Source organism: Acidovorax sp. GW821-FHT11A03 (assembly GCF_058809075.1).
Map to the genome: position 1 here is coordinate 72,198 of NZ_JBXASG010000004.1, position 24,820 is coordinate 97,017.

Genomic DNA, 24,820 nt, shown 5'->3' on the forward strand with positions numbered 1-24,820 from the left:
GCGTCAGCCCTTTTCTTCTTCCGGCCAGTACAGCCGCATGGGATTGTCCACCAGCAGTTTTTGCTGCAGCCCGGCCGTGGTGGCGATGTGCGGGATGAAGTCCACCAGCAGGCCGTCGTCGGGCATGTGGTCCTTGAGGTTGGGGTGCGGCCAGTCGGTCCCCCAGAGCACGCGGTCCGGGAACTCCTCGACCACGCGGCGCGCGAATGGCACCACGTCGCGGTAGGCGGCCTGCTCGCCATCGAGCGCCTTGGGCCCGGCCACGCTCAGGCGCTCGGGGCAACTGACCTTGCTCCACACATTGGGGTGCTGGCGCATGAATTTCAGGAACAGTTCGAACTCGGGGCCATCGATGGGCTTGGTCACATCGGGCCGGCCCATGTGGTCCACCACGATGGTCGTGGGCAGTGCGGTGAAGAAGTCCCACAGCTCGGGCAGGTCCACGGCCTCGAAGTAGATCACCACATGCCAGCCGAGCTTGGCGATGCGCGCCGCGATCTCCATGAGCTCGTCCTTGGGCGTGAAGTCCACCAGGCGCTTGACGAAATTGAAGCGCACGCCGCGCACGCCGGCGTCGTGCATGGCCTGCAGCTCCTCGTCGCTCACCGAGCGGCGCACCGTGGCCACGCCACGCGCCTTGCCGCCCGAGTGCACGAGCGCATCGACCATGGCGCGGTTGTCCGCGCCATGGCAGGTGGCCTGCACCACCACGTTGCGCGCGAAGCCCAGGTGGTCGCGCAGCGCATAGAGCTGCTGCTTGCTGGCGTCGCAGGGCGTGTACTTGCGCTCGGGCGCGTAGGGAAATTCGGCGCCGGGGCCGAACACGTGGCAGTGCGCGTCCACGGCGCCCGCGGGCACCTGAAAACGCGGCTTGCTCGGGCCGGCGTACCAGTCGAGCCAGCCAGGGGTCTTGGTGAATTCACTCATGTGCGTGCTCCTTGCGTTTCGCTCCGATCAATCCAGCGACACATTGGCCTTCCTGATCACGTCGCCAAAGCGCTGGCTCTCGTCCTTCACGAACTGGGCGAACTGCGCACGCGTGGTGGGGAACTGCTCGTAGCCGAAGGTCTTGAACTTCTCGGCCACGTCGGCCCCCGTCAGGGCCTGCTCGATGTCGCGCTTGATCTTGTCGGTGACGGCCGCGGGCAGGCCGGGCGGCACGGCGATGGCGTTCCAGCCGGTGACGGCGAAGTCCTTGGGGCCACCGGCTTCGGCCACGGTGGGCACGTCGGGGAACTCGGCCGACCGCTGGGGGCCGGCGAACGCCAGCAGGCGCAGCTTGCCCGCGCGGTACAGCGGCCCGGCGGTGGCGGCGCTGCCCAAGGCGAAGTCGATGTCGCCGGTGGCGACCGAGGTGTACAGCTGCGTGGTCTCCTTGAAGATCACGTGCTCCATCTGCGTGCCGGTGGCGCTCTCGAACAGCTCGGAGCCCAGGTGCACGGGGTTGCCCACCGACCAGGAGCCGTAGTTGAGCTTGCCCGGGCGGGCCTTGGCGTCGGCCACGATGTCGCCCACGGTCTTGTACTTGCTGCCCGTGCCCACGGTGAAGAAGAAGTGGGTCTTGAACAGCGGCAGCAGCGTGTCGAAGTCCTTGGCCACGTCGTAGGGCAGCTTCTTGAACAGGCTGGGGTAGGCGGCCAGGTGCACGTTGTCCAGCACGATCAGGTCGTGGCCGTCCTTGGCACCGCGCTTGAAGGCATCGATGGCGATGAAGCCATTGCCGCCGGGGCGGTTCTCGACCACCACGGGCTGGTTCCAGATGCGGCCCAGCTTCTCGGCCACGATGCGCGCCACGCCGTCGGGACCACCGCCCACGGGGAAGGGCGTGATGATGCGCACGGGCTTGGTGGGGAAGGCCTGGGCGTGTGCGCCGTGGGATGCGAGGCCCAGGGTGGCGGCCAGGCCCAGGGCCAAGGCAAGACTGCGACGCAGGGGGGACAAGGTGCGAAAGGTCATGGGATGCAGGAAAAATAGAATGCTACAAATTCAATAGCTTCCAGCGCTTGCCAGTAAAGCGCTAGAGGCCTGAAAGATTCAAAACTGGCGTGTCAGTCGATGTACCTGAGGCCCGCCTTCTCCAGGCCGGGGCGCATGTTGTACATATCCAGGCCCAGCACGCCCGAAGCGAGCTTGGCGCGCTTTTCGCCTTCGAAGCTCTCGCGCTTTTGCGCGGCTTCCAGCGTGGCGGCGGCGCGTGCGGCGGGCACGCAGACCACGCCGTCGTCATCGGCCACGATCACGTCGCCCGGCGTGACGAGCGCACCGGCGCACACCACGGGGATGTTCACCGAGCCCAGCGTGGCCTTGATCGTGCCCTTGCTGCTGATGGCGCGGCTCCACACGGGGAAGCTCATCTCCTGCAGCGTCTTCACGTCGCGCACGCCGGCGTCGATGATGAGCGCGCGGGCGCCACGGGCCTGGAAGGACGTGGCCAGCAGGTCGCCGAAGTAGCCGTCGGTGCATTCGGAGGTGACGGCCGCCACCACGATGTCGCCGGGCTGGATCTGCTCGGCCGCCACATGCATCATCCAGTTGTCGCCGGGCTGCAGCAGCACGGTCACGGCCGTGCCGCTGACCTGCTGGCCGCCGTAGATGGGCCGCATGTACGGCTTGAGCAGGCCCACGCGGCCCATGGCCTCGTGCACGGTGGCCGAGCCCAAAGCGGCCAGGCCGTCGGCGGCCGCGCGGTCGGCGCGGGTGATGTTGCGGTAGACAACGCCTAGTTCGTACATGTCAGAGCCCCTTTGCCTTCAGGCGTGCATCGAGTCGGGAGAACACGCGGCGCGTGTTGGCTTCGTAGATCTGGTGCTTGTCTTCGGCACTGAGGATCGTGGACGCCTCGATGTAGCGCTTGGTGTCGTCGTAGTAGTTGCCGGTGGTCGGGTCGATGCCGCGCACCGCGCCGATCATTTCGCTGGCGAACAGCACGTTCTTCACCGGGATCACCGTGTTCAGCAGGTCGATGCCGGGCTGGTGGTACACGCAGGTGTCGAAGAACACGTTGTTCATCAGGTGCTCGTCGAGCAGCGGCTTCTTCATCTCCTGCGCCAGCCCCCGGAAACGGCCCCAGTGGTAGGGCACCGCGCCGCCGCCGTGCGGGATCAGGAACTTGAGCGTGGGGAAGTCCTTGAACAAATCGCCCTGGATCAGCTGCATGAAGGCCGTGGTGTCGGCGTTCAGGTAGTGCGCGCCCGTGGTGTGGAAGCACGCGTTGCAGCTGGTGCTCACGTGGATCATGGCGGGCAGGTCGTACTCCACCATCTTTTCGTAGATGGGGTACCAGTGCTTGTCGGTCAGCGGCGGGCTGGTCCAGTGGCCGCCCGAGGGGTCGGGGTTCAGGTTGATGCCGACGGCGCCGTATTCCTTGACGCACTTTTCCAGCTCGGGGATGCAGGTGGCGGGATCGACACCGGGGCTTTGCGGCAGCATGGCCACGGGCACGAAGTGGTCGGGGAACAGCGTGGAGACGCGGTAGCACAGCTCGTTGCAGATGGCGGCCCAGGTGCTGGACACATTGAAGTCGCCAATGTGGTGAGCCATGAAGCTGGCGCGCGGGCTGAACAGCGTGATGTCGCTGCCGCGCTCCTTCATCAGCTTGAGCTGGTTGGTCTCGATGGACTCGCGCAGCTCGTCGTCGCTGATCTTCAGGTCCGCCACCTTGGGCATCTGGGCGGGGTCCTTGATGCCGGCGATCTGCGCATTGCGCCAGTTCTCCAGCGCCTTGGGGGCCGTGGTGTAGTGGCCGTGGCAGTCGATGATGATGCTCATGGGTTTGTGCTCCTGAAAGATGTTCTTGTCGAAGTGCTTGTGCTGTGGCGCAGGCCGGTCACGCGGGGCTCATGCCCTGCCTATGCTTGGCGTCCGCTGCTTGCGGCGACGCCATGTAGGTCAGCAGTTCGCGCGCGGCATCGGCCTGCTGCGACAACGCGCCGATCCCGGCGGAAAACGTGGTCGTGACCTGGATGGCGGGCGGCAGCGGCCCGACGATGGTGATGCCCTGCACGTGCAGCAGCTCGCTCAATTGCTGAAAACCGAGTTCCACCTCGCCCTTGGCCACCAGCGAGCCCACGGGCACGCCGGGCGGTGCCTGCACCATGCGGCCGGCGATCTCATCAGCGATGCCCCAGCGCTCGAACAGTTTTGCCAGCGCCACGCCGCTCGGGCCGGTGGAATAGCTGATGCTGCGCGCCGCCAGCACGGCCTGGCGCACGGCGTCTTCGGAGCCGATGTCCGGCAGCGGCGCGCCTGCGGGCACGGCCACCGCCACGCCCGAATGCACCAGGTCCACCACGCTGCCGGGCACGATGCAGCCGGCCGCCAGCAGCCTGGCGATGGCGTCGGAGGCGAGCACCACCACATCGAAGGCCTCGCCGGCCAGCACGCGCTGGGCGGCGTCCACGCCGCCCACGGCCTCGATGCTGGCGCGGTGACCGGTCGCCTGCTCATAGCCGGAGGTCAGCTCGGCCAGCACCTGGCGGGTGGCCATGGACGAGATTCCGCGAAGGTGTTGGGGCATGGCGGGCGTCGATTGGAAAGGGGACAACAAGGCTGCGGCACAGGCGGCGGTGGCGCTGTGTAGGCCGATTCTGGGTGAAGGCAAGCTATACAAAAAGTAGGCACACCATCTATCAGGTATATCATTTACCGATAGGAAACACTCCCCTCTGTCGACCCCCATGGACCTCAAGCAGCTGGAATACTTTGTGCGCGTGGCCGAGCTGGGCAGCTTCACCCGCGCGGCCGCCGCGCTGGACGTGGCGCAGTCGGCGCTGAGCCGCCAGATCCGCCTGCTGGAGGTGGAGCTGCGCCAGAACCTGCTGGTGCGCAACGGCCGGGGCGCCACGCCCACCGAGGCGGGCAAGCTGCTGGTGGAGCACGGGCGCGGCATCCTGCACCAGATGGCACGGGCGCGCGAAGACATGGACCGCATGCGCGGCGGGCTGTCGGGCCGCGTGGCCATCGGTCTGCCCAACAGCGTGGCGCGGGTGATGACGGTGCCGCTGACCCGCGCCTTCCGCCAGGAGCTGCCCGAGGCGCGCCTGTCCATCAGCGAGGGGCTCTCGGGCGCCATCCTAGAGGGGCTGGTCAGCGGGCGCCTGGACATCGTGGTGCTCTACAACGCCCAGCCCTCGCGCGACATCGATGTGTCGCACCTCATCGACGAAGACCTGGTGCTGGTGCGCGTGCGCCCGCCCGGCCTGGCCGAAGACCCGCCGCCCGGCCCCATCCCGCTGGCCGAGGTGGCGCGGCTGCCGCTGATCATCCCGTCGCGCCCGAACGCCATCCGCATGCATGTGGAATCGGAAATGGCCAGCATCGGCTGCCGCCCCGAGGTGGCGCTGGAGATCGACGGCGTCTCCGCCATCCTGGACCTGGTGGCCGACGGCGCGGGCTGCGCGGTGCTGTCGCGCAATGCGCTGCTCAACTCGCCCCGGCCTTCGGCCTACACCGCCCAGGTCATCGGCACGCCTGGCAAGCCACCGCTGCGCATCGCGCTGTCGCTGGCCACCAGCCTGCAGCGGCCGGCCACGCAGGTGCAAAAGGCGGCGCTGGACCTGATCCAGCGCACCGTGCCGCTGGTTTTCGAGCCTACCTAGAACGATCCCCCGAGGGAGTGCGGGCCGCAAGCAAGGCATCCGCGTAGTCCTGCCAGCGCGCGCCTTGGGCCACGTCCGCAAACGCGCCCGTGGCGGCCAGGTCGGCCACCCACTGCTGCTTGGCGGCAATGGCCGATGCCATCACGGGCTCCATGCCCGCTTCGCGCACGGTGTGGGCGGACTCGCGCATTTCCTCCGCGCGGCGCTGGCCGTGCTGCACCACGCGGCTCAGGAAGTACGCGCCCTGCGCGCTCCAGTCGATGCCGGGAAAGGTCTCCTGCAGCGTGGGCAGCACCTGGTCTTCCACACCGTAGTGGCGGGCCGTGGCGTAGCTCTCGGCCACCAGCGCCTCCAGGCCCTTGATCATGATGCTGCGGCACATCTTGATGGCGCTGGCGATGCCCAGTTGCGCGCTCACCGGCTTGGCATCCATGCCCCAGCGGCCCAGCACCTCCGCCAGCGCGGCGGCCTGTGCGCCGCCCAGCAGCATGGGAACGCGGATGCCATGGGGCGGCACCGAGGTCATCACGCCCGCCTCCACGTAGTGCGCGCCGCGCGCATCCACCAGCGCGGCCGCCTGCTGCTTGGTGCCGGGCGATGCGGAATTCAGGTCGAGGAACACCGTGCCCGCGCGCAGGTGCGGTGCGGCCGCTGCGGCCACTGCCAGCGTGCTGGAGGCAGTGACGGCCGAGATGACAAGGTCCGAGCGCCCGCACAGCTCGCGCACCGAGGCCGTGGCCACGACGCCCGCCCGGTCTGCGTGCGCGCGCTCTGCGGACGCTGTGCGATCGTCCCCGAACTTCAGGTCCCAGGCAGCGATGCTCGCCACGCCCGGCTGGCCCTTGAGGCCCGTGCCGAAAATCTTGCCCACCTCGCCGTAGCCAATGAGGCCGATGTGTTCAATCTGCAGGTTCATCTTTTGCCTCCGTGTCGACGCAGCCCCCGGGCGCACCATGCGCCTTGCGGAGCGCCCTACTGCCGCGCGATCTTGGCCCGGGCGATCACACCGGCCCAGCGCCGCGCGTCGGCCGCCAGATGTTCGCTGGCCTGCGCGGGCGTGCTGCCCTGGGCCTGCAGGTTCAGCTCCAGCAGGCGTTTTTTCACGTCGGGCTGGGCCAGGGCCGCCTGCACTTCGCGCGAGAGCCGCTCCACCACGGCGGGCGGTGTGCGCGCGGGCACGGCCAGGCCGTTCCAGGACGTGACGTTGAAGCCCTCCAACGGGCCGCCGCTTTCGCGCACCGTGGGCACACCGGGCAGCTGCGGCGCGCGCCGGGCGCCCAGCACGGCCAGCGGGCGCAGGGCCTTGGCGGCGACCTGCGGCATCAGAGCGCCGAGGATGTCCACCATGGCGTCCACCTCGCCGCCGCGCACGGCCGTGATGACCGGCGGCGTGCCGTTGAAGGGCACCACCTGGGCGTCGATGCCGGCGGTCACCTTGAAGAGTTCGGCCGCCAGGTTCTGCGTGGTGCCGATCTGCGGCGTGCCGATGTTGAGCTTGCCCGGGTGGGCGCGGCCGTAGGCCAGCAGGTCCGCCAGGGTGGAAAAGCGCCCGCCTTCGCGCACGACGATCGCGAGGTCGAAGGTGGCCAGCAGGGACACCGGCGCGAAGTCCTTGAGGGTGTCGAAAGGCAGCGAATGGAACAGCGCGGCGCTCACCGCCGTGCCGCTGCTGATGAGCAGCAGCGTGTGGCCGTCGGGCTCGGCACGCGCCACCAGTTCGCCCGCCACCACGCCGCCGGCGCTGGGCTTGTTCTCGATCACCACGCTCTGCCCCAGGGGGCCCGCGATTTTCTGGCCCACCGTGCGCGCCGTGATGTCGGCCGCGCCGCCCGCGGCGTTGGGCACCACGATGCGGAGGGGGCGCGAGGGGAACGCCGGCTGCTGCGCCTGGCTCCCGGCCGCGAAAGGCACGGCGCACAACGCCAGCAGGGTTCTGCGGTGCAGGAAGGCCATGGCGGATCTACCGCGCCACGCCCAGCAGGCGGCCGAGCAGCTCGGGCTGCGCCTGCAGCTCGGCGGCCGTGCCGGTGTGCACCACGGTCCCGCGGTCCAGCACGGCGGCCTGGTCGGAGATCGCCAGGATGGCCTGCGGGTGCTGCTCCACGATGATGGCCGACAGGCCTTCTTCGCGCGTGATGCGGCGGATGGCGCGCAACAGCTCTTCCACGATGATGGGCGCCAGGCCTTCGAGCGGCTCGTCGAGCAGCAGCAGGCGCGGGTTGAGCACCAGCGCGCGGCCCACGGCCAGCATCTGCTGCTCGCCGCCCGACAGTTGCGTGCCCAGGTTGGTCTTGCGTTCGGCCAGGCGCGGAAACATTTCGTACACGCGCTCTGGGGTCCAGGGCCGGGCACTGGAACCCTTGCGGCCGGGGCGCGCCACGGCCGTGAGGTTCTCGTGCACCGTGAGCGACTTGAAGATGTTGCGCTCTTGCGGCACCCAGCCGATGCCCGCCGCCGCGCGCTCGTGCGAGGGCAGCCTGTGCAGCACGGCACCGCCCAGCGACACGCTGCCGCCATGCTGGCGCGTGGCCCCCGCCAGGGTGTTGATGAGCGTGGTCTTGCCGGTGCCGTTGCGGCCCAGCAGCGCCAGGGTGTCGCCCTCGGCCAGCGAGAGGGAGATGCCTTGCAGCACCACGGCCTCGCCGTAGCCCGCGCTGAGGCCTTCGATCTTCAACAGCTCAGGCATGCGCATCCTCCCCATGCCCCAGGTACACGGCCTTCACCTGCGGGTCGTTGGCAATCGTGTCCGGGTCACCCTCGGTGAGCACCGTGCCGTTGACCAGCACCGTCATGCGGTTGGCAAAGCTGAAAACCAGGTCCATATCGTGTTCGATCAACAGTACCGAGACATCGGCGGGCAGTGCCGCCACGGTCTGCAGCAGTTCTTCGCGTTCGCCCGCAGGCACGCCGGCCACGGGTTCATCCAGCAGCAGCACGCGCGGTTCGCAGGCCAGGGCGATCGCGATCTCCAGCAGGCGGCGCTTGCCGTAGGCCAGCACGCGCGTTTCCTCGGCCATCACGGAGGTCAGGTGGAACTGCTCGAGCAGTTGCTCGCAGCGCTCGGTGACCGCACGGCGCGCGCCCAGCGGCTGCCACCATTTGCCGCCCAGGCCCTGGTGCTGCGACACGGTGAGCGCCAGGGTTTCCAGCGGCGTGAGGCTGTCGAACAGCTGGTTGATCTGGAAGGTGCGCACCATGCCGCGCGCCACGCGCTGGTGCGGCGCCAGGCGCGTGATGTCCTGCCCTTCGAGCACGATGGAGCCTTCGGTGGGCTCCAGCACGCCGGTCAGCAGGTTGATCAGCGTGGTCTTGCCCGCGCCGTTGGGGCCGATGAGCGCATGGCGTGCACCCTTTTTCAGATCGAGCGTGACGTTGTTCGTGGCCGTGATGCCGCCGAAGCGCTTGACCAGTCCCTGCGCCGACAGCACGGTGGTGGAGGTTGTCGTGTTCATATCAATGGCCTCCCGCGCTGGAGCTGGCGCCGGGCTTGCGCCCGGCGCGGAACCATGTCCAGGGGCGGAACAGGCGGTCGCGCCCGACCAGCACCAGCACCACGAGGAACAGGCCGATCCAGAACGTCCAGTACTGCGGCGTGACGGAGGAGATCACGTCCTGCAGCAGCTTGAAGCCCACGGCGCCCAGGATGCCGCCGTAGAGCCAGCCCACGCCGCCGATCACGAGGATCAGCATCACGTCTGCCGAGCGGTGGAACTCGAACAGGTCCAGCGACGCAAAGCCCGTGGTCTGCGTGAGCAGCGCGCCCGCGGCGCCCGCCAGCGCGGCGGCCAGCGTGTACACCTGCGCCAGCTTGGCCGTGACGGGGATGCCGATGGCCATGGCGCGCAGCCGGTTGTCGCGGATGGCCTTGAGCGTGGCGCCGAACGGCGACTGCACGATGCGCCGCGCGATGAGGAAGAACACCAGCAGCACGGTGAGCGAATACCACGCCGCCGTGCGCCCGTACAGGTCGAACTCGAACTGGCCGAGCACCGGGCCCATCACCACGCCCTGCAGGCCGTCGGCGCCGCCGGTCAGCCAGTCGAGCTTGTTGGCCAGCTCCAGCATGATGAGGCCCACGCCCAGCGTGACCATGAGCCGCGTGAGGTCGGTGCCGCGCATGATGGTGAGCGAGGCCACCGCCCCCAGCACCGTGGCCGCCGCGATGCCCACCGCTAGGCCCACCAGCGGGTCGGGCATCACGTGCTTGGCGAACAGCGCCGCCGCATAGCCGCCCAGGCCGAAGAAGGCCGCATGGCCCAACGACACGATGCCGGTGTAGCCCAGGATCAGGTCCAGCGACAGGGCGAACAGCGCCACGATGGCGATCTCGTTGATGATGAGCGCATGGCTGGGCAGCGCCAGCGGCGCGACGAAGGCCAGGATCCAGAAGATGGGTTCCCACCAGCGAAAGCGCCGGGCCTTCAAGAGGATGGAGGTCTGAGCGTTCATCTCATTTCCCTCCCTTGCGGACAAACAGGCCCTGGGGCCGCCAGATCAAAATCACGATCATGAGGCTGTACACGATGAAGGCACCCAGCTTGGGGATGTAGTACTTGCCCGCCACGTCGGCGATGCCCAGCAGCAGCGCGGCCAGCAGCGGGCCGGTGATGGACGAGGTGCCGCCCACCGCCACCACGATCAAAAAGTAGATCATGAACTTGAGCGGAAAGCTCGGGTCCAGGCCCAGCACCTCGGCGCCCAGCGCTCCGCCCAGCCCCGCCAGGCCCGAGCCAAACGCGAAGGTGGACAAAAACACGATGTTCACGTTGATGCCCATGCCGGCGGCCACGCGCTGGTCGTCCACGCTGGCGCGCAGGCGGCTGCCGAAGCGGGTCCTGGCCAACACGTACTGCAGCCCTACCGTGAGCGCCGCGCACACCGCGATGATGAACAGCCGGTAGTGCCCCATGCCCAGCATGAAGGCGCCGCTGCCGATCTCGGTGCGGCCCTTGAGCCATTCGGGCAGCTGCATGATCTGCTGGGTGGAGCCCACGAAGTAGTCCACGCTGGCCACGGCCATGAAGACCAGCCCGATGGAGAACAGCACCTGGTCCAGATGCGCCTTGTTGTAGAGCGGCCGGTACAGCGTGCGCTCCAGCACCGCCCCCAGCAACGCCGTGCCGACAAAGGCCAGAGGCAGGCACACCAGAAACGGCACGCCCAGCCGCTGCATCAGCAGCACCGTGATGTACCCGCCCGCCATGGCAAAGGCACCGTGCGCCAGGTTGATGAAGTTCATCAACCCCATGGTCACGGCCAGGCCCACCGCCAGGATGAACAGCAGCATGCCGTAGGCAACGCCGTCGAAAAGAATGGTCAGCATGAAATCACTTCAATGAAGACGAACAAGAGTCATGGGCTCGTGCACGGCGCCCTGGCTTCGGCAGGCTCAGCCTGAACGGGTGGTGCCTCTCCACAAGCTCAGCCTGAACGGTGACGCCCTGGCTTCGACATGCTCAGCCCGAACGGGTGGAGGAAAGAGGGCCACCGACCCCAAAAACTGGCACGCCCCACACCGGATGGAAAACCGCCCCCGCCCGCAACAACCGGCGCGCCCCAGGCCAGTGCCACCGTGGAACTGGCTTCGCCAGGCCACGGGTGGCATCCCCCTCCGGGGGAAGGCGCGAAGCGACTCAGGGGAGCTTCCTATCCCGGGGTTACTTGGTTTTTCCGGGGTCCTTCACATCCTTGATCACATCGAACTCCACGTTGTAGAGCTGGCCATTGACCCGCTCCACCTTGCGCAGGTACACGTTCTGCACGATGTCGCGGGTCTGCGCGTCGATGAACACCGGGCCGCGCGGGCTTTCAAAAACCTGGCCCTTCATGGCGGCCAGCAGCGCGTCGCCACCACCCGCGCCCTTGGTGGTGCGCAGCGCTTCGTAGATCACGCGCATGCCGTCGTAGCCGCCCACGGCCATGAAGTTGGGGCGCAGGCCCTTGTTGGCCTTCTCGAAGGCATCCACGAACTTCTTGTTCAGCGGCGAGGGGTGCGCGGCCGAGTAGTGGTGCGAGGTGACCACGCCCAGGGCGCCGTCGCCCATGTCGTTGAGCTGGTCGTCATCGGTCACGTCGCCAGTGGCGATGAGCTTGATGCCGGCCTTGTCCATGCCGCGTTCCAGGAACTGCTTCATCACCGCGGCGCCCGCGCCCGAGGGCACGAACACGAACAGCGCGTCGGGCTTGGCGTCGCGCACCTTCTGCAGGAAGGGCGCGAAGTCGGGGTTGCGCAGCGGCACGCGCAGGGCCTCGGTCACCTGGCCGCCGTTGAACGTGAGGCGCTGGTTGAAGTACTTCTCGGCGTCGATGCCGGGACCGTAGTCGCTCACCAGCGTCACCACCTTCTTGATGCCGTTCTTGGGCGCCCAGTCGGCCAGGGCCACCGACACCTGGGGCAGCGTGAAGCTGCTGCGCACCACGTAGGGCGATGCCTCGGTGATGCTCGACGTGGCGGCCGCCATCACCACCAGCGGGGTCTTGGACTGCGTGGCCAGCGGCGCCGTGGCCATGGCCGACGGCGTGATGCCCATGCCGGCGAGCACGTTCACCTTCTCGTTCACCACCAGTTCCTGGGCCAGGCGGCGCGTCACGTCGGGCAGGCTGGTGTCGTCCTTGATGATGAGCTGCACCTTCTTGCCGGCCACGGTGTCGCCGTTCTGCGCCATGTAGAGCTTGGCGGCGGCCTCGATCTGGCGCCCCGTGGTGGCCTGCTGGCCTGTCATGGGCAGGATGAGGCCGATCTTGAAGACGTTGTCCTGCGCCGACGCGGGCACGGCGGCAAGGAGGCCTGCGGACAAAGCCAGGGCGGCAGCGGCCGAGGCGCGAAGAAGGTGGCGTTTTTGCATCGTTGTCTCCTGTGGAATGTCGTTGTATACAGCAACTGCTGGCCGGAGTTTGGAGCGTGGGGCGTCATTTCACAAGTGGGATTTCCGACTTTTAGATATCGCCAAATGGGATAACTAAGCCTTCCGCCGGGTGCCCTGGGGCGGCACCCTGTCCTTCGGGCGCAGAGGGCAGCCACGGGCTGGGGCCAACCCGGACTCGCCGGGGCCGCGCCCGCCTGCTTCATGCGCGGCCCCCTGGAGGGCCGGCAAAAGTCCACATCGCCGCAGTATCAAAAAGATAGCTGCTGGCGCTTTCCACATGTGCCCCGAACCCCATTTTCCCGTCCAAGAATCACCCGCGCTCGCGGATGAGCCCCACCCCCGGCAGCCCCTGCACCTGCGCCGCCTGCACGGCCGCCAGCAGGTTGCGCCGGGTGATGCGCGAGTGTTCGCGCATGATGGCCTCCGCCCGCGCGCCCTCGCGGCGTTCGATGGCATCCAGGGCCTGGCGGTGCTGGTCCTGCGCCACCACCAGCATGTCGCGCGCCGCGTGCGAATGCGTCTGGACCACCACGAAGGCCGAGGGCGACGCGAAGGGCAGGCCCTTGACGCGGTCCAGCTCGCGCGCAATGACATCGCTGCCCACCATGCGGCTGAGCAGCAGGTGAAACCGCGCGTTGAGCTCCACGTAGCGCGCGAAGCCCTCGTCGTCCAGCGTGCGCGGAACCAGGGCGGCATCGATGTCGTCCAGGCAGGCGTGGGCCTGGGCCAGCACGGCGGCCTCCACGCCGCGCTCGGCGGCCAGGCGCGCGGCCAGCCCTTCCATGGTGCCGCGCAATTCGATGGCATCGGCGACATCCGTCTCGGAGAAGGTGCGCACCGCATACCCGCCCCCGGGCAGCCGGTGCAAAAGCCCTTCCTGCTCCAGCCGCATCAGCGCCGCGCGGATGGGCGTGCGCGACACCCCCAGTTTTTCCACGAGCGTCAGTTCGGCGATGCGCGCACCGCCCGGCAGCTCGCCCGCCAGGATCATCTCGCGAAGCCGCAACTGCGCCTTCACGGCCTGGGAGGCGCCCGCGTCAGCCACGGGGGAAGGACCGGAAGCGGTTAAGGGGTCGTCGTTCAGATTCATGGGGGGAGCTCCACGCCCGGCCTTGCGCAGGCCGGCGAAGAAATACACAGACAGAGGCGCCATATTGCGCCCCTCAATGTATACAGAAATTTCCCCCTGGATTCACAACACGCCCAGCAAAATCAATCAAAACAACAACTTATAGGCCATGCCAATGTGCGATAGCTGATTTCGCTGATTTTTATGTATACAGCGCCGCCGGCATTTCGCACAATTCGGACCAGCGCCCAGGCTTTGCGACCGTGCCGCCCCGGGCCCCACGACCCCCACAGAAAGAGACAAACCGCCATGTATCCCAAGAACGCCTGGTACGTCGCCTGCACACCCGACGAAATCGCGGACAAGCCCCTGGGCCGCACCATCTGCGGCGAGAAGATCGTGTTCTACCGCCCCGCGCCCGACCAGGTCGCCGCGCTCGACGACTTCTGCCCCCACCGGGGCGCACCGCTGTCGCTGGGCACCGTGTGCGACGGCCACCTGCAATGCGGCTACCACGGCCTGCGGGTGGAATGCACGGGCAAGTCGGTGTCCATGCCCGGCCAGCGCGTGCAGGGGTTTCCCAAGGCGCGCAGCTTTCCGGTGGTGGAGCGCTACGGCTTCATCTGGGTGTGGCCCGGCGACGCGGCCCAGGCGGACCCGGCCACCATCCACCACCTGCCCTGGGCCGACAACCCCGAATGGGCCTATGGCGGCGGGCTGTACCACATCGCCTGCGACTACCGCCTGATGATCGACAACCTGATGGACCTCACGCACGAGACCTACGTGCATGCCACCAGCATCGGGCAAAAGGAAATCGACGAGGTGCCCTGCAAGACCCGCGTGGAGGGCGACGAGGTCATCACCAGCCGCTTCATGGAAGGCATCGAAGCCCCGCCGTTCTGGAAGATGGCGCTGCGCATGAACGGCCTGCCCGACGACCAACCCGTGGACCGCTGGCAGATCTGCCACTTCACGCCACCGAGCCACGTGCTGATCGAGGTGGGCGTGGCGCTGGCAGGCCACGGTGGCTACGACGCGCCGGCCGACAAGAAGGCGTCGAGCATCGTGGTGGACTTCATCACGCCCGAGACCGAGACCTCCATCCACTACTTCTGGGGCATGGCGCGCAACTTCAAGCCGCAGGACCCGTCGCTCACCACGCAGATCCGCGAGGGCCAGGGCAAGATCTTTGCCGAAGACCAGCAAATGCTGGAGCTGCAGCAGCAGAACCTGCTGCGCTACCCCGAGCGCAAGCTGCTCATGCTCAACATCGACGCGGGCGGCGTGCAATCGCGCAAGGTGCTGGACCGCGCCCTGGCGGCCGAACGCGCGCCCGCGGAGCAGCCGGCATGACCGCGCAGGAGACCCTGCAGGTCCGCGTGGCCAGCAAGCGGGCCGAGGCCGAAGGCATCGCCAGCTTCGAGCTGGCGCGCGTGGACGGCGCGGCGCTGCCCCCTTTCAGCGCGGGCTCGCACATCGACGTGCACCTGCCCGGGGGGCTGACCCGGCAGTACTCGCTGTGCAACGCCTCGCACGAATCGCACCGCTACCGCATCGCGGTGCTGCGCGACCCCGCTTCGCGCGGCGGCTCGGTTGCCATGCACGACAGCGTGCACGAGGGCGACGTGATCACCATCAGCACGCCGCGCAACCACTTCGCGCTGCATCCGGCGCAGCGCACGCTGCTCCTGGCGGGCGGCATCGGCGTGACGCCGCTGCTGTGCATGGCCGACCGGCTGGCGCACACGGGCGCCGACTTCACGCTGCACTACTGCACCCGCTCGGCCGAACGCACGGCGTTCGCCGGCGAGATCGCCGCCTCGGCCATGGCGCCGCACACGCAGTTCCACTTCGATGCGGGCGCTCCCGGCCAGAAGCTCGACCTGCCCGCGGCGCTGGCCGGACCCGGGCCCGACAAGCGCCTGTATGTGTGCGGCCCCCCGGGCTTCATCGACCACGTGGTGAGCACCGCCAAGGCCCTGGGCTGGCCGCAGGACCATATCCACCTCGAATACTTTGGCGCCCCCGCGCAGGACACCTCGGGCGATCAGGACTTCGACGTGCGCATTGCCAGCACCGGCAAGGTCTACCGCATTGCCTGCGATGTGTCGGTGGTGGAGGCCCTGCGCAGCGAAGGCATCGACATCCTGACCTCGTGCGAGCAGGGCGTGTGCGGCACCTGCCTCACGCGCGTGCTGGAGGGCGAGGTGGACCACCGGGACATGTACCTCACCGACGAAGAAAAAGCGGGCAACGAGCAGTTCATGCCCTGTTGCTCGCGCGCGCGCAGCAAGCTGCTGGTGCTGGATCTGTGAAATTGACCTCCCCCTGAGTCGCCCGTGGCTCCGTCCTCCTGAAGGGGGACGGAGCCCGCGAAGCGGGGCGGTTGTTGCTTGGGCGGGCCTCGCGGGGGGCAGGCCCAGCTCATGCACCCGCTCCAGGACAAACACCAGGCTCCTGGAAAAGCTCCTGAATTTATAGCTGCCAGCGCTTATCCATCAAGCGCTGGCGGCCAATTTCATTCAAAACTACTCTTCCACCGCCGTCCGGATGGTGTCGCGGCCGTGGCGGTCCTTGGCCCGGCCCAGGTCGGTATCGAGGGCGCGGCCCAGCTTGTCGGCGGCACCGATGAAGGCGTTGGCCATCTTGTCGGCTTCGTCGGTCACGGTGATGGGCTGGCGACCCGTCACGCGCGCTTCGATGCGGCAGCGCTTGTCGTTGGCGCCGGACTTGCCCGCATCCAGGTCCGACAGAAACACCTCCAGCCGCGTGACGTGATCCTGAAAGCGCGACAGGCGGCTTCGGGATTCATCCGTGATCCACTGCGCGAGCGACTCGCCGCCGTGGATGTGGTCGTCTGTGTTGACGTGTACTTGCATCGGGGTTCCTTTCAGATGACGTTGCTTGAGAAACCTGTCTGACTGGGAATCGTCGGCTGCAGATTGGCCACAGCGGTCCATTTTTTTACCGTCTTTGGCCCCATGGCTCGGCCATGGGGCTGCAAATCCAGCAAAACCATCCTCGCTGGGCCAATCTTCGCTTCGACGCTCCAGGTCAGACAGGCTCCTGACCCCATGATGGCACCGCGGGCCATGTCCCCGGTGAATACATGTCAAAACATCCTCACAACTTGTCCAGCGCCACGGCGGGCGACCAGGCGCCGCCAGCGGGCAAGGCGCGCGCCAGGGCCACACGCTCCTGCAGGCGCAGCGCCGCCGCATCACCGGGCACGCGCGCCAGCACCTGCGCCAGATGGCCATTGGCGCGCTCCCAGTCGCGCGCATGGAAGGCGTCCAGCGCCGCCAGGCTGGCATCGCGCACCACGGCATCGTCGCAGGGCGTGAACACGCGCACCGGCTCGGTCTTGCCCTTGACGATCACATCGTCCAGCGCGCGCAGCGCCACCGAGGCGGGCAACTGCGCGGCCGTGGCGGCCGACAGCAGGATGCCCGTGCCAAACGCCTTGTTGGCCCCCTCCAGCCGGGCCGCGAGGTTCACCGCGTCGCCGATCGCGGTGTACGAAAAGCGCTGTTCCGACCCGACGTTGCCCACCACCACCCGCCCCGTGTGCAGGCCGATGCGCATGTGGATGGGCGGCAGCCCCCGCGCCACGAGGTCGGCCACCAGCGCCTGCATCGCCTGCTGCATGGCGATGGCCGCCTGCACCGCATGCGCGGCATGCTGCGGATCGTCCAGCGGCGCGCCCCAGAACGCCATCACGGCATCGCCGATGAACTTGTCCACCGTGCCGCCGCTGGCATGCACGATGGGCGTCATCGCGTTGAAATAGCCGGTGAGGACCTCCACGGTCTGCTCCGCGCTCAGCTGCTCGGACAAGGTGGTGAAGTTGGCCAGGTCGGTGAACATCAGCGTCACCTCGCGCGCCTCGCCGCCCAGGCGCATCAGCCCGGGCTGCGCGATGAGGCGCGAGACCACGGCGGGGGGCACGTACTGCGCGAACATCGCCCGCGTCTGGCGGGCCCGCTGGCGCACGATGGCAAAGCCCACGAGCGCGGCCGCGCCATAGACGGCCACCGCGGCCGCGGCGGGCAGCAGCGGCGGCCACCAGAGGCGCAAACCGGCGAACAGCCACCACGACACGGCCCCCATCGCCACCACCAGCGCCCCCGTGAGCGCCGCCGCGCCCGCAGGGTGCAGGCGGCGGCTGCCCCACAGCAGCACGGGCACCAGCAAGGCGGTGAGCGCGAGCGTCCAGCCCTCCGAAACGCTGCGCAGCCCGCCGCCGGACAGGAAGTTGTCCACCAGCGTGGCCTGCAGCTCCACCCCCGGGAACAGCCGCTCGCCCCCCGCCGTGCCAAACGGCGAATTGAAGAGATCGGCCTGCGAGCGCGTGAGCTCGGTGGCCGTGCGCGCCGAGCGCCCCACCAGCACGATCTTGCCTTTGAAGAAGCCCGCGGGCAGCAGGCCCGGCTCCAGCGCCTGGTAGTACGAGCGCGTGTCAAAGGTGCCACGCGGGCCCCGGTAGCCAATCCAGTCGAAGTGGCGCAGCACCGGCATCTGGCCGCGCGCCTCGGCCGCGCGCTGCGCCAGGCGCAACGCAAAACTCTCGCGCGCCACCGGGGCGCGGCGCACCACGAAGTCGTCGTCCGGCTCCACGCCGACATCGCCCGCATCGGCACCGGCGTCCAGAAAACGCTGCAGCGGCAGAACGTCCATCCACAGCGCGGCGTTGGCGCTGTCGATCTTCTCGCGGGTGGCGGCCAGGACCACGGGGCCGGTCTCGGCGATGCTGCGCGCCAGGGCGGCGTCTTGCGCCTCGGTGGACGGGTCGGCGAACACGATGTCCAGGCCCACGGCGGCGGCGCCCTCCGCGTGCAGGCGCCGCAGCAGGGCCGCATGCATGCCGCGCGGGAACGGCCAGGTCTGCTGCAGTTCCTGGAAGGTGGGTTCGTCGATCGCCAGGATCACCACGGGCAGGCCCGGACGCTGCGGCGCGGCCAGGGCCGTGAGCACGTCGAAGGTCTTGAACTCCAGCGCGTGCCACGGGCGGCTGAGCGTGGCGGCGCCCACCAGCAGCAGCGCCAGCGCGCAGGCCCCCAGCGACAGCAGCCGCTGCCGGCGCCGCGCGGTGGGCGCGGCAGGCTCAGAAGCGGTAGCGCGCGTCCAGGACATAGCGGGTCTTCCTGCGGTCCGACTTCGGCGCCCACAGGTTCATGGCGGCCACACCCACGACCCAGTGCTTGTCCTGCGATTCCCAGAATCCCATGAGGTCCACGCCCCAGCCCGGCGCGATGCGCGTGAGGTTCTCCTTGTCCTCGAAGCGCTCCGACCGGTACACCGCGCGGCCGCTCAGGTACAGCCGCTGCGGGCTGGCCCAGGTGGCGCCCACCGCCAGCGTGTGGCGCGGGATGTAGGGGATGCGGCCCAAGGGCACGTCCGCGTCGTGGCTGCGGCTTTCGCTGCCCTGGTAGAGATACTTGGCATAGCCCGACCAGCGCCGGCTGAACATGTGGTTGAGGCCCGCGCCCAGGGTCTTGAGCGTGCCGGAGTCGAAGCTGGGCGTGTCTTCCAGCAGGTCGGTGGTCGAGAGGTTGACGAGCTGCGCGTTGCGCATTTCTTCGAGGAACGGCAGGCTGGGCGTGCGCAGGTCCACGCCCACGGTGCCGGGGTTGCGCACGCGCAGGTGGTCCGCGCGCAGGTTCAGGAAGGTGCTCGCACCCAGCTCCAGGCCCACCTGCGCCACGGTGCGCTTGTGGCGGCCGCCGGCCTCGACCAGACGGTCCTCGACGGGAATTCCCGCCGTTTCCACGCTGGTGAGCGTCGATACGCTGAGCGGGCGCAGCCAATCCTGATAAGCCATGCGCACCGTGGTGCCCTGCGCTGGCTGCCAGACGAGGCCGACGCGCGGCGTGACCACGCGTTCCATCTCGGCGCGGCGCGCCTCCTCCTCGCTGAAGTGGTCCAGATTCACCAGGTAGCTCTGCGTCAGGCCATCGACGCGGTGGCGTATCTGCTGCAGGCCCAGCGCCGCATCCAGGTTCAGCGCGGGGTCCAGGCGCTGGGTCGTGGCCAGGGTCAGGGCGGTGTAGCGCCGGTCCACGCGGTTGTACCCGTCCACCAGCAGGTAGTCGCGGTACTCGCCCACGCCCGGGATGTTGGCGCCCACGGCCGCCTCGCCCGCGATCAGGTTGTTCTGGCGTTCGCGCACATGCTCCAGCGCCACGCTCCAGCGGCTGCCGGGCGCGGTGTCCACCGTATGGCGCAGTTGCAGGTCGGTGAACTGTTTCTTGGGTTCGCTGCTCACGCCCATCAGGCTCACGAAGGGCGGCTGCAGATACAGCGTGGGGTAACGCAGCAGCAGGATGTCCTCCACGCTGCGCCCCAGCTTGATCCAGGTCTGCTCGGTCGGCCCCCAGCGGTAGGACATGCCCAGGGCGCCCTGGGTGCTCTTGTTGTCCATGGAGGTCTCGAACAGGTTCTGGCTGCGCAGGCGCATGTCGAACTGGTTCACATAGGCAAACAGGTTGATGCGCTCGGTGGGCTGCATGCCTGCGCCCACCGTGACCGCGCGTGCGCGCACGTCGCCATAGCCGCCCCGCACGGCCGGGGCATCGTTGACCTGCAGATCGAACGGAAACTCGCTGGCATTGGCCGACTGCGCCTTGAAGAACCACGACACGGGCACGTGGGTGTTGTCCATGCCGTTGAGGGTGACCGCGGGCGCCCGCATGCGGTACAGGTCCTTGTCCAGCGTCACCCCCACGGCCCCGTGCGCGCCCGGCTGCTGCAGCAGCGACGAATACCGCTGGCTCGCGCCAAACGCCATCGGGTCCGTGAGGAAGCCCTGGAACAGCGCCGAGTTCTTGTTGAACTCGCCCGGGTAGCGGTCCGCCAGGAACAGGTGGCTGCCGCCCCAGTACGGGTAGAAGCTCTGCTGCGCCAGCTCCAGCGCCCAGTCCTCCATGCCGAAGAACGCGAGCGAGGCGCCCAGGTTGGCGCTGCCCTTCTGGTCATTGGCCACCTGGTTGAGGGACTTGAGATAGGGCATGCGTTCGACGGCGGCGCGGGCCGCCTCCACGGCCTCGCCAGGCTGGAACAGGTCGGTGTGGATCTGCGCGAGCAGCATGTACGGGACGGGGTCCTTGTCGTCCAGGGCGCTGGCCTGGTGCAGCGTGGCCAGGGCATCCTGGTGGCGGCCGAGCTGGTAGTACGCCACGGCCGTCCAGGTCTTGGCGCGCGCGTAGCGGGGCTCCATCACCCCGGCGCGCAGGAACACGTCGAGCGCGGCCTGCGGCTGGCCCTGCTTGAGGTGCAGCAGCCCCTGCCCCGTGAGCGCCACATAGTCCGCCGGGTTCTCGCCGAGCGCCGTGTTGAATGCCTGGCCCGCCTCCGTGAACTGGTTGGCGAAGGTCTCCAGCGTGCCCAGTTCGCCCCAGGCGCCCGGGCTCTGCGGCGCGAGCGCCAGGGCCTGCTTCAGGCTGGCGCGGGCCGGGCCGGAGTCCTCGCGCTCCGTGTGCGCGCTGCCCAGGCCCTGCCAGCCGCGCGCGTCGCCCCCGGCCAGCCGCGTGGCCTCGGTGTAGGCCGCCAGCGTGGCGGGCGCATCGCCCCGGCGGCGGGCCAGCTCGGCGCGCACCAGGGCGATCTCCGCGTGCGCGGTGCCCGGCGCCGGGGCCAGCGTGGCCGCGGCGTCCTCCACGCGGTCGCTCAGCATCTGCACCCGGGCCAGCTGGGCCACCAGCACGGGGTGCGCGGGCCAGTGCTGCAACGCCGTGCGCAGGGTCTGCGCGGCGGCGGCACCATCGCCGTCCATGAGCTGCAGGTCCGACTGCATCAGCCACGCGGGCAGCGGGGCGGCGGCCGGCGCGGCGGCGGCGAGCTGGCGCGCCAGCAGTTCGCGGGCGGCCAGCACCTCGCCAGACTGCAGCGCGATGGCGGCGTCCATCACCGCCGCCCACGGTGCGGGCGCCTGGCCCCGCGCCTGCGCCAGCGCGGCGCGGGCGGTGGCCAGATCGCGGGCGGCCAGCGCGGCGCGCACCGGCGCGAGCGGCGGCGGCACGGGCTCGGCGGCGAGGTGCGGCACGGGGTCGGCGCGCAGGGCGTTCACCCACTGGATGCGGTCGCGCGGCTGGCTCAGCACGAGCTTGACCGGGGCCTTGCCCACCTCGGCGATGGCGGCCTCGTTGGCGCCCACCGAGACCTGGCCCTGCGCATTGGAGAACTCCACCGTGCCCGACAGCACGGTGAGCAGCGTGCGGCCATCGTCCTCCACGGCGAGGTCCCAGTCCGTGCCGCGGATCGCGGCGGTGGCGGCCGGCGTCTCCAGGTTCAGCCGGCTGCCATCGGCCCGGCGCGTCTGCGTCCACGCGCGCCCGGCGTTGAGCAGCAGGGTGGTCACGGGCTGGGCCGGCGTGGCCACGCCCTTGACCTGCAGCACGGTGTTCTGGTGCAGGCGCAGCTGCGTGTCGTCGGCGAACAGCAGGGCCATCTTGGCGGCCTGGCGCGTACGCACGAAGTCGCCCGTGGCCAGGGCCTGGGCGGGGCGGGCGGGCTGCCAGTCGGCGGCGGCCGCGGCGCGCTGGTCGCCCGTACCCTGCAGGCTGACGATCTCCGCGGCCGCGCCCGCGGGCACGACCGCGTGGCCGGAGAGCGGCCAGGCCAGGGCGGTCAACGCGGCCAGCGCCGTGAGGGCGGGCAGGCAATTCTTCTTGTGGGGCATGTCGTGGACTTTCGGGGAAGGCTGGAATGGCACCCGCCGGGCGCAACCTCCCTGGCGCCCGGCGTGCAGAAATTATCACGAGCCCCGGCCCCGCAGCCCCCCGCCTTCACGCTGCATGCGCTTGCATTTTCATGAAGAAAGCCACATTTCGCAGCATCAAGTCAGGGCCCGGGGATCGCGCACCACCCCGCACGGCCCCTTCCTACAGACGCCGTGCGGGGTCGGTGCTACAAATTGGCATACCCCTTGCATCGCACCGGGTGCACACCATTTGCGTACCGCCCGGAGCCTTCCACCATGCCCGCTTCCCGCCGCCTCAAGATTGGTCTGTCCGCCTGTTTCCAGCATGCCGACCCCACCCGTCCGCTTTTCACCGGCAAGACGCTGCAGTATGTCGAGCAGTCCATCGCGCACTGGCTCATGTCCGCCGGCGCGATGGTCGTGATGGTGCCCTGTCCCACGGGCGAGACGGCGCGCGGCGACGTGACGCTCGCGCACTACGCCGACTGGCTCGACGGCGTGGTCATGCACGGCGGCGCCGACGTCTGGCCGGGCAACTACGGCGAGGAACCGCTGCGCGAGGAGTGGCTGGGCGACCGGGTGCGCGACCTGTACGACCTGGCCGTGGTGAAAGCGTTCGCCGAGGTGCGCAAGCCCATCTTCGGCGTCTGCCGGGGCCTGCAGCTGATCAACGTGGCGTTTGGCGGTGCGCTCTACCAGGACCTGCAGACCCAGCACCCCGGGGCGCTGGAGCACCGCAACGCGACCACGTACGACCAGCATTTCCACGACATCCATATCGTGCCGGACTCGCACCTGGCCAAGCTGTATCCCGACACGCCCCGCGCCCGCGTCAACAGCATCCACCACCAGGGCATCAAGCGGGTGGCGCCGGATTTTGTCGTCGAGGCCCTGAGCGAACCCGACGGCGTGCCCGAAGCGATCCGCCTGAAGCCCGCGCCAGGGCGCGGCTACATCGCCGCCACGCAGTGGCATCCGGAATTTCACAAGGTGGGCGCGGACACCTTGGACGACACCGCCATCCTCGACGACTTCCTGTCCGCCTGTGCGCTGGCCAAGGCCAACCCCCCGCCGCACCGCGGCCCCCTGCGCATCCGCGACCGGGCGACACGGATGCTGCGGCAGGCCCTGCACAGGACCCGGGAGTGAGCGCACGCCGCGCCCAGGCGCGGCGCCTCAGGCGGGCTGCGCCCGCACGGCTTGCCCGGCCTTGACCTCGGCGCCCAGGCCGCCGGCCAGGGCCGTCCCCACCACATCCTCCATCTGCGCCCGCAGCCAGCGGTGCGCCGCATCCTGCTGGTAGCGCGCGTGCCAGACCAGGTACATCGGCAGGCGCGGGCAAGGCACCGGCACGGGCGCGCTGGCCAGCGCCGAGAGCGCCGTGCGGCCCAGCAGCGAGGGGGCGGTGGTGAGCAGCGGCGTGCCGCGCACGAAGGCGGGCAGCGCCCCGAAGCCCGGCACGCGCACCGCGAAGCGGCGGTGCAGGCCGCGGGCCGCCAGCTGGCGGTCCAGCGCCAGGCCGCGGCGCGCCTCATAGGCCACCGTCACATGCGCCGCCGCGAGATAGTCCTGCGCGTCGCGCGGCGCCTCGCGCACGGCAGGGTCGTAAAACACCCGGTACTGGTCCTCGAACAGGCGCTTTTGCAGGATGTCGGTGCCGTCCGGCGGGCGCGGGGTGATGGCCAGCTGGCATGCATCCGAGCGCAGCAGGTCCGCGCCGGGCGCGCCGCTGGGCACGATGCGCAGCGTGACATCGGGCGCGGCCTCGCGCAGGCGGGCGGCCAGGGGCGGCAGCAGCAGGTCGCGCTGGAAATCGTTGGCGGCCAGGGTCAGGTCGGCCCGCCAGCGGGCGGGTTCGAACGCGCAGCCCTGCGCGAACTGCTGCATCTGGCGCAGCAGCTCGCGCGCCGGCGCCGCCAGGCTTTCGGCCCGCGCGGTGGGCACGATGCCCCGCCCCCGCTTGACGAACAGCGGGTCGCCCGTGATGGCGCGCAGCTTGCCCAGCAGGTGGCTCACCGCCGACTGCGTGACGCCCAGACGGGCGGCGGCGGCGGTGATGCTGCCGGTTTCCAGCACCGCCACCAGCAGTTGCAGCAGGTGGGCGTCCAGGCCCGACCAATCATCGATTCTGCTCATGCGTTCGATGATCTTTGCCCCCTTCATCTTTGGCAATGCACGCCCGACACTGCGGCCTGACTTACATCAAGCCACGGAGACATCGTGACCACGAAACCCACCCCGCCGCGCCCCATCCCGGGCACCACGCCGTTCGATGGCGCCCAGGCCCGCAAGGGCTATGCGCTCAACAAGATGTGCTTCTCGTTCAACGACGAGGCCAACCGCAAGGCCTTCGCCGAGGACGAGGAGGCCTACATGAAGCAGTACGGCCTGAACGCGCAGCAGGCCGCCGCCATCCGCGCCAGGAACGTGCTGCAGCTCATCGCGGCGGGCGGCAACGCCTACTACCTGGCCAAGTTCGCGGGCATCTTCAAGCTCGACATGCAGGACATCGGCGCGCAGCAGACGGGCATGACCAAGGACGAATTCAAGGCCATGCTGGTGGCCGCAGGCCAATAAGGAGACATCA

At 69.1% G+C, this 24,820-nt stretch carries 22 protein-coding genes; 5 read left to right on the forward strand and 17 right to left on the reverse strand.

The features are described 5' to 3' along the window. Positions 1-3: 3 nt before the first annotated feature. The 5 genes from AC1RVY_RS10750 to AC1RVY_RS10770 form a co-directional block, all read right to left on the reverse strand. Positions 4-927 (reverse strand): amidohydrolase family protein, encoded by a 924-nt coding sequence (locus tag AC1RVY_RS10750; RefSeq protein ID WP_492806593.1) that lies wholly within the window; start codon positions 925-927, stop codon positions 4-6. A 27-nt stretch (positions 928-954) separates the two neighbouring features. Beyond that, positions 955-1,956, reverse strand: coding sequence for a Bug family tripartite tricarboxylate transporter substrate binding protein (locus AC1RVY_RS10755; protein ID WP_218297908.1), 1,002 nt, complete (start codon positions 1,954-1,956; stop codon positions 955-957). 92 nt (positions 1,957-2,048) lie between these two features. Next, positions 2,049-2,732, reverse strand: a complete 684-nt coding sequence (ligK, locus tag AC1RVY_RS10760) for a 4-carboxy-4-hydroxy-2-oxoadipate aldolase/oxaloacetate decarboxylase (RefSeq protein ID WP_492254139.1) — start codon at positions 2,730-2,732, stop codon at positions 2,049-2,051. A gap of 1 nt (position 2,733) precedes the next feature. Beyond that, positions 2,734-3,768, reverse strand: a complete 1,035-nt coding sequence (locus tag AC1RVY_RS10765) for an amidohydrolase family protein (RefSeq protein ID WP_492254140.1) — start codon at positions 3,766-3,768, stop codon at positions 2,734-2,736. A gap of 58 nt (positions 3,769-3,826) precedes the next feature. Continuing rightward, positions 3,827-4,516, reverse strand: coding sequence for a substrate-binding domain-containing protein (locus AC1RVY_RS10770; protein ID WP_492806594.1), 690 nt, complete (start codon positions 4,514-4,516; stop codon positions 3,827-3,829). 160 nt (positions 4,517-4,676) lie between these two features. Here AC1RVY_RS10770 and AC1RVY_RS10775 point away from each other — a divergent pair, with 160 nt between their 5' ends. Next, a complete protein-coding gene (locus AC1RVY_RS10775; protein ID WP_218297912.1) occupies positions 4,677-5,597 on the forward strand; it encodes a LysR substrate-binding domain-containing protein in 921 nt (306 codons plus the stop codon). On the opposite strand, the gene AC1RVY_RS10780 is transcribed toward AC1RVY_RS10775, so the two are convergent. The 8 genes from AC1RVY_RS10780 to AC1RVY_RS10815 all read right to left on the reverse strand — a co-directional run bounded on the left by AC1RVY_RS10780 (position 5,590) and on the right by AC1RVY_RS10815 (position 13,553). Beyond that, a complete protein-coding gene (locus AC1RVY_RS10780) occupies positions 5,590-6,507 on the reverse strand; it encodes a DUF1932 domain-containing protein (protein WP_492806810.1) in 918 nt (305 codons plus the stop codon). The genes AC1RVY_RS10775 and AC1RVY_RS10780 overlap by 8 nt on opposite strands. A gap of 62 nt (positions 6,508-6,569) precedes the next feature. After that, a complete protein-coding gene (locus AC1RVY_RS10785; protein WP_492806595.1) occupies positions 6,570-7,550 on the reverse strand; it encodes a Bug family tripartite tricarboxylate transporter substrate binding protein in 981 nt (326 codons plus the stop codon). 7 nt (positions 7,551-7,557) lie between these two features. Then, a complete protein-coding gene (locus AC1RVY_RS10790) occupies positions 7,558-8,283 on the reverse strand; it encodes an ABC transporter ATP-binding protein (RefSeq protein ID WP_218297914.1) in 726 nt (241 codons plus the stop codon). Continuing rightward, positions 8,276-9,049, reverse strand: coding sequence for an ABC transporter ATP-binding protein (locus AC1RVY_RS10795; protein ID WP_218297915.1), 774 nt, complete (start codon positions 9,047-9,049; stop codon positions 8,276-8,278). The genes AC1RVY_RS10790 and AC1RVY_RS10795 overlap by 8 nt, the downstream gene beginning before the upstream one ends. A gap of 1 nt (position 9,050) precedes the next feature. Beyond that, positions 9,051-10,046 (reverse strand): branched-chain amino acid ABC transporter permease, encoded by a 996-nt coding sequence (locus AC1RVY_RS10800; RefSeq protein ID WP_218297916.1) that lies wholly within the window; start codon positions 10,044-10,046, stop codon positions 9,051-9,053. A 1-nt stretch (position 10,047) separates the two neighbouring features. Next, positions 10,048-10,920, reverse strand: a complete 873-nt coding sequence (locus AC1RVY_RS10805; protein ID WP_218297917.1) for a branched-chain amino acid ABC transporter permease — start codon at positions 10,918-10,920, stop codon at positions 10,048-10,050. 334 nt (positions 10,921-11,254) lie between these two features. Beyond that, positions 11,255-12,442: an ABC transporter substrate-binding protein gene (locus AC1RVY_RS10810; RefSeq protein WP_218297918.1), complete on the reverse strand. Its 1,188-nt coding sequence runs from the start codon at positions 12,440-12,442 to the stop codon at positions 11,255-11,257. Positions 12,443-12,773: 331 nt separating this feature from the next. After that, positions 12,774-13,553 carry a GntR family transcriptional regulator gene (locus AC1RVY_RS10815; RefSeq protein ID WP_255591887.1) on the reverse strand — a complete coding sequence of 260 codons (780 nt, stop codon included), beginning with the start codon at positions 13,551-13,553 and terminating at the stop codon, positions 12,774-12,776. Positions 13,554-13,841: 288 nt separating this feature from the next. Between AC1RVY_RS10815 and AC1RVY_RS10820 the strand changes: the two genes are divergently transcribed. Continuing rightward, complete coding sequence (locus AC1RVY_RS10820) at positions 13,842-14,888, forward strand: aromatic ring-hydroxylating dioxygenase subunit alpha (protein ID WP_369643666.1); 1,047 nt, start codon at positions 13,842-13,844, stop codon at positions 14,886-14,888. Then, positions 14,885-15,850 carry a PDR/VanB family oxidoreductase gene (locus tag AC1RVY_RS10825; RefSeq protein WP_218341756.1) on the forward strand — a complete coding sequence of 322 codons (966 nt, stop codon included), beginning with the start codon at positions 14,885-14,887 and terminating at the stop codon, positions 15,848-15,850. The genes AC1RVY_RS10820 and AC1RVY_RS10825 overlap by 4 nt, the downstream gene beginning before the upstream one ends. A 213-nt stretch (positions 15,851-16,063) precedes the next feature. On the opposite strand, the gene AC1RVY_RS10830 is transcribed toward AC1RVY_RS10825, so the two are convergent. From AC1RVY_RS10830 to AC1RVY_RS10840, 3 genes are all read right to left on the reverse strand, one after another. Further along, the gene (locus tag AC1RVY_RS10830; protein WP_218297921.1) at positions 16,064-16,414 is read right to left on the reverse strand and encodes an HPF/RaiA family ribosome-associated protein; all 351 of its coding nucleotides are present in this window, start codon (positions 16,412-16,414) and stop codon (positions 16,064-16,066) included. A 244-nt stretch (positions 16,415-16,658) separates the two neighbouring features. Continuing rightward, on the reverse strand, positions 16,659-18,668 hold the full coding sequence (locus tag AC1RVY_RS10835; RefSeq protein ID WP_492806596.1) for a CHASE2 domain-containing protein: 2,010 nt from the start codon (positions 18,666-18,668) through the stop codon (positions 16,659-16,661). After that, positions 18,640-22,212 (reverse strand): TonB-dependent receptor domain-containing protein, encoded by a 3,573-nt coding sequence (locus tag AC1RVY_RS10840; protein ID WP_492806597.1) that lies wholly within the window; start codon positions 22,210-22,212, stop codon positions 18,640-18,642. The genes AC1RVY_RS10835 and AC1RVY_RS10840 overlap by 29 nt, the downstream gene beginning before the upstream one ends. 297 nt (positions 22,213-22,509) lie before the next feature. On the opposite strand from AC1RVY_RS10840, the gene AC1RVY_RS10845 reads away from it, so the two are divergent. Then, a complete protein-coding gene (locus AC1RVY_RS10845) occupies positions 22,510-23,382 on the forward strand; it encodes a gamma-glutamyl-gamma-aminobutyrate hydrolase family protein (RefSeq protein WP_218298053.1) in 873 nt (290 codons plus the stop codon). 27 nt (positions 23,383-23,409) lie between these two features. Here AC1RVY_RS10845 and AC1RVY_RS10850 read toward each other — a convergent pair whose 3' ends face one another. After that, the gene (locus AC1RVY_RS10850) at positions 23,410-24,378 is read right to left on the reverse strand and encodes a LysR family transcriptional regulator (RefSeq protein ID WP_492806811.1); all 969 of its coding nucleotides are present in this window, start codon (positions 24,376-24,378) and stop codon (positions 23,410-23,412) included. Positions 24,379-24,450: 72 nt separating this feature from the next. On the opposite strand from AC1RVY_RS10850, the gene AC1RVY_RS10855 reads away from it, so the two are divergent. Beyond that, positions 24,451-24,810, forward strand: a complete 360-nt coding sequence (locus tag AC1RVY_RS10855; protein ID WP_492806812.1) for a protocatechuate 4,5-dioxygenase subunit alpha — start codon at positions 24,451-24,453, stop codon at positions 24,808-24,810. Positions 24,811-24,820 lie beyond the last annotated feature (10 nt).

What these genes read in the sequence shown, in the direction of transcription:
- AC1RVY_RS10750 (WP_492806593.1), bottom strand. Translation starts at nt 927, where the DNA reads ATGAGTGAATTCACCAAGACCCCTGGCTGGCTCGACTGGTACGCCGGC.
- AC1RVY_RS10755 (WP_218297908.1), bottom strand. Translation starts at nt 1,956, where the DNA reads ATGACCTTTCGCACCTTGTCCCCCCTGCGTCGCAGTCTTGCCTTGGCC.
- ligK (WP_492254139.1), bottom strand. Translation starts at nt 2,732, where the DNA reads ATGTACGAACTAGGCGTTGTCTACCGCAACATCACCCGCGCCGACCGC.
- AC1RVY_RS10765 (WP_492254140.1), bottom strand. Translation starts at nt 3,768, where the DNA reads ATGAGCATCATCATCGACTGCCACGGCCACTACACCACGGCCCCCAAG.
- AC1RVY_RS10770 (WP_492806594.1), bottom strand. Translation starts at nt 4,516, where the DNA reads ATGCCCCAACACCTTCGCGGAATCTCGTCCATGGCCACCCGCCAGGTG.
- AC1RVY_RS10775 (WP_218297912.1), top strand. Translation starts at nt 4,677, where the DNA reads ATGGACCTCAAGCAGCTGGAATACTTTGTGCGCGTGGCCGAGCTGGGC.
- AC1RVY_RS10785 (WP_492806595.1), bottom strand. Translation starts at nt 7,550, where the DNA reads ATGGCCTTCCTGCACCGCAGAACCCTGCTGGCGTTGTGCGCCGTGCCT.
- AC1RVY_RS10790 (WP_218297914.1), bottom strand. Translation starts at nt 8,283, where the DNA reads ATGCCTGAGCTGTTGAAGATCGAAGGCCTCAGCGCGGGCTACGGCGAG.
- AC1RVY_RS10795 (WP_218297915.1), bottom strand. Translation starts at nt 9,049, where the DNA reads ATGAACACGACAACCTCCACCACCGTGCTGTCGGCGCAGGGACTGGTC.
- AC1RVY_RS10800 (WP_218297916.1), bottom strand. Translation starts at nt 10,046, where the DNA reads ATGAACGCTCAGACCTCCATCCTCTTGAAGGCCCGGCGCTTTCGCTGG.
- AC1RVY_RS10805 (WP_218297917.1), bottom strand. Translation starts at nt 10,920, where the DNA reads ATGCTGACCATTCTTTTCGACGGCGTTGCCTACGGCATGCTGCTGTTC.
- AC1RVY_RS10810 (WP_218297918.1), bottom strand. Translation starts at nt 12,442, where the DNA reads ATGCAAAAACGCCACCTTCTTCGCGCCTCGGCCGCTGCCGCCCTGGCT.
- AC1RVY_RS10815 (WP_255591887.1), bottom strand. Translation starts at nt 13,553, where the DNA reads ATGAATCTGAACGACGACCCCTTAACCGCTTCCGGTCCTTCCCCCGTG.
- AC1RVY_RS10820 (WP_369643666.1), top strand. Translation starts at nt 13,842, where the DNA reads ATGTATCCCAAGAACGCCTGGTACGTCGCCTGCACACCCGACGAAATC.
- AC1RVY_RS10825 (WP_218341756.1), top strand. Translation starts at nt 14,885, where the DNA reads ATGACCGCGCAGGAGACCCTGCAGGTCCGCGTGGCCAGCAAGCGGGCC.
- AC1RVY_RS10830 (WP_218297921.1), bottom strand. Translation starts at nt 16,414, where the DNA reads ATGCAAGTACACGTCAACACAGACGACCACATCCACGGCGGCGAGTCG.
- AC1RVY_RS10835 (WP_492806596.1), bottom strand. Translation starts at nt 18,668, where the DNA reads ATGTCCTGGACGCGCGCTACCGCTTCTGAGCCTGCCGCGCCCACCGCG.
- AC1RVY_RS10840 (WP_492806597.1), bottom strand. Translation starts at nt 22,212, where the DNA reads ATGCCCCACAAGAAGAATTGCCTGCCCGCCCTCACGGCGCTGGCCGCG.
- AC1RVY_RS10845 (WP_218298053.1), top strand. Translation starts at nt 22,510, where the DNA reads ATGCCCGCTTCCCGCCGCCTCAAGATTGGTCTGTCCGCCTGTTTCCAG.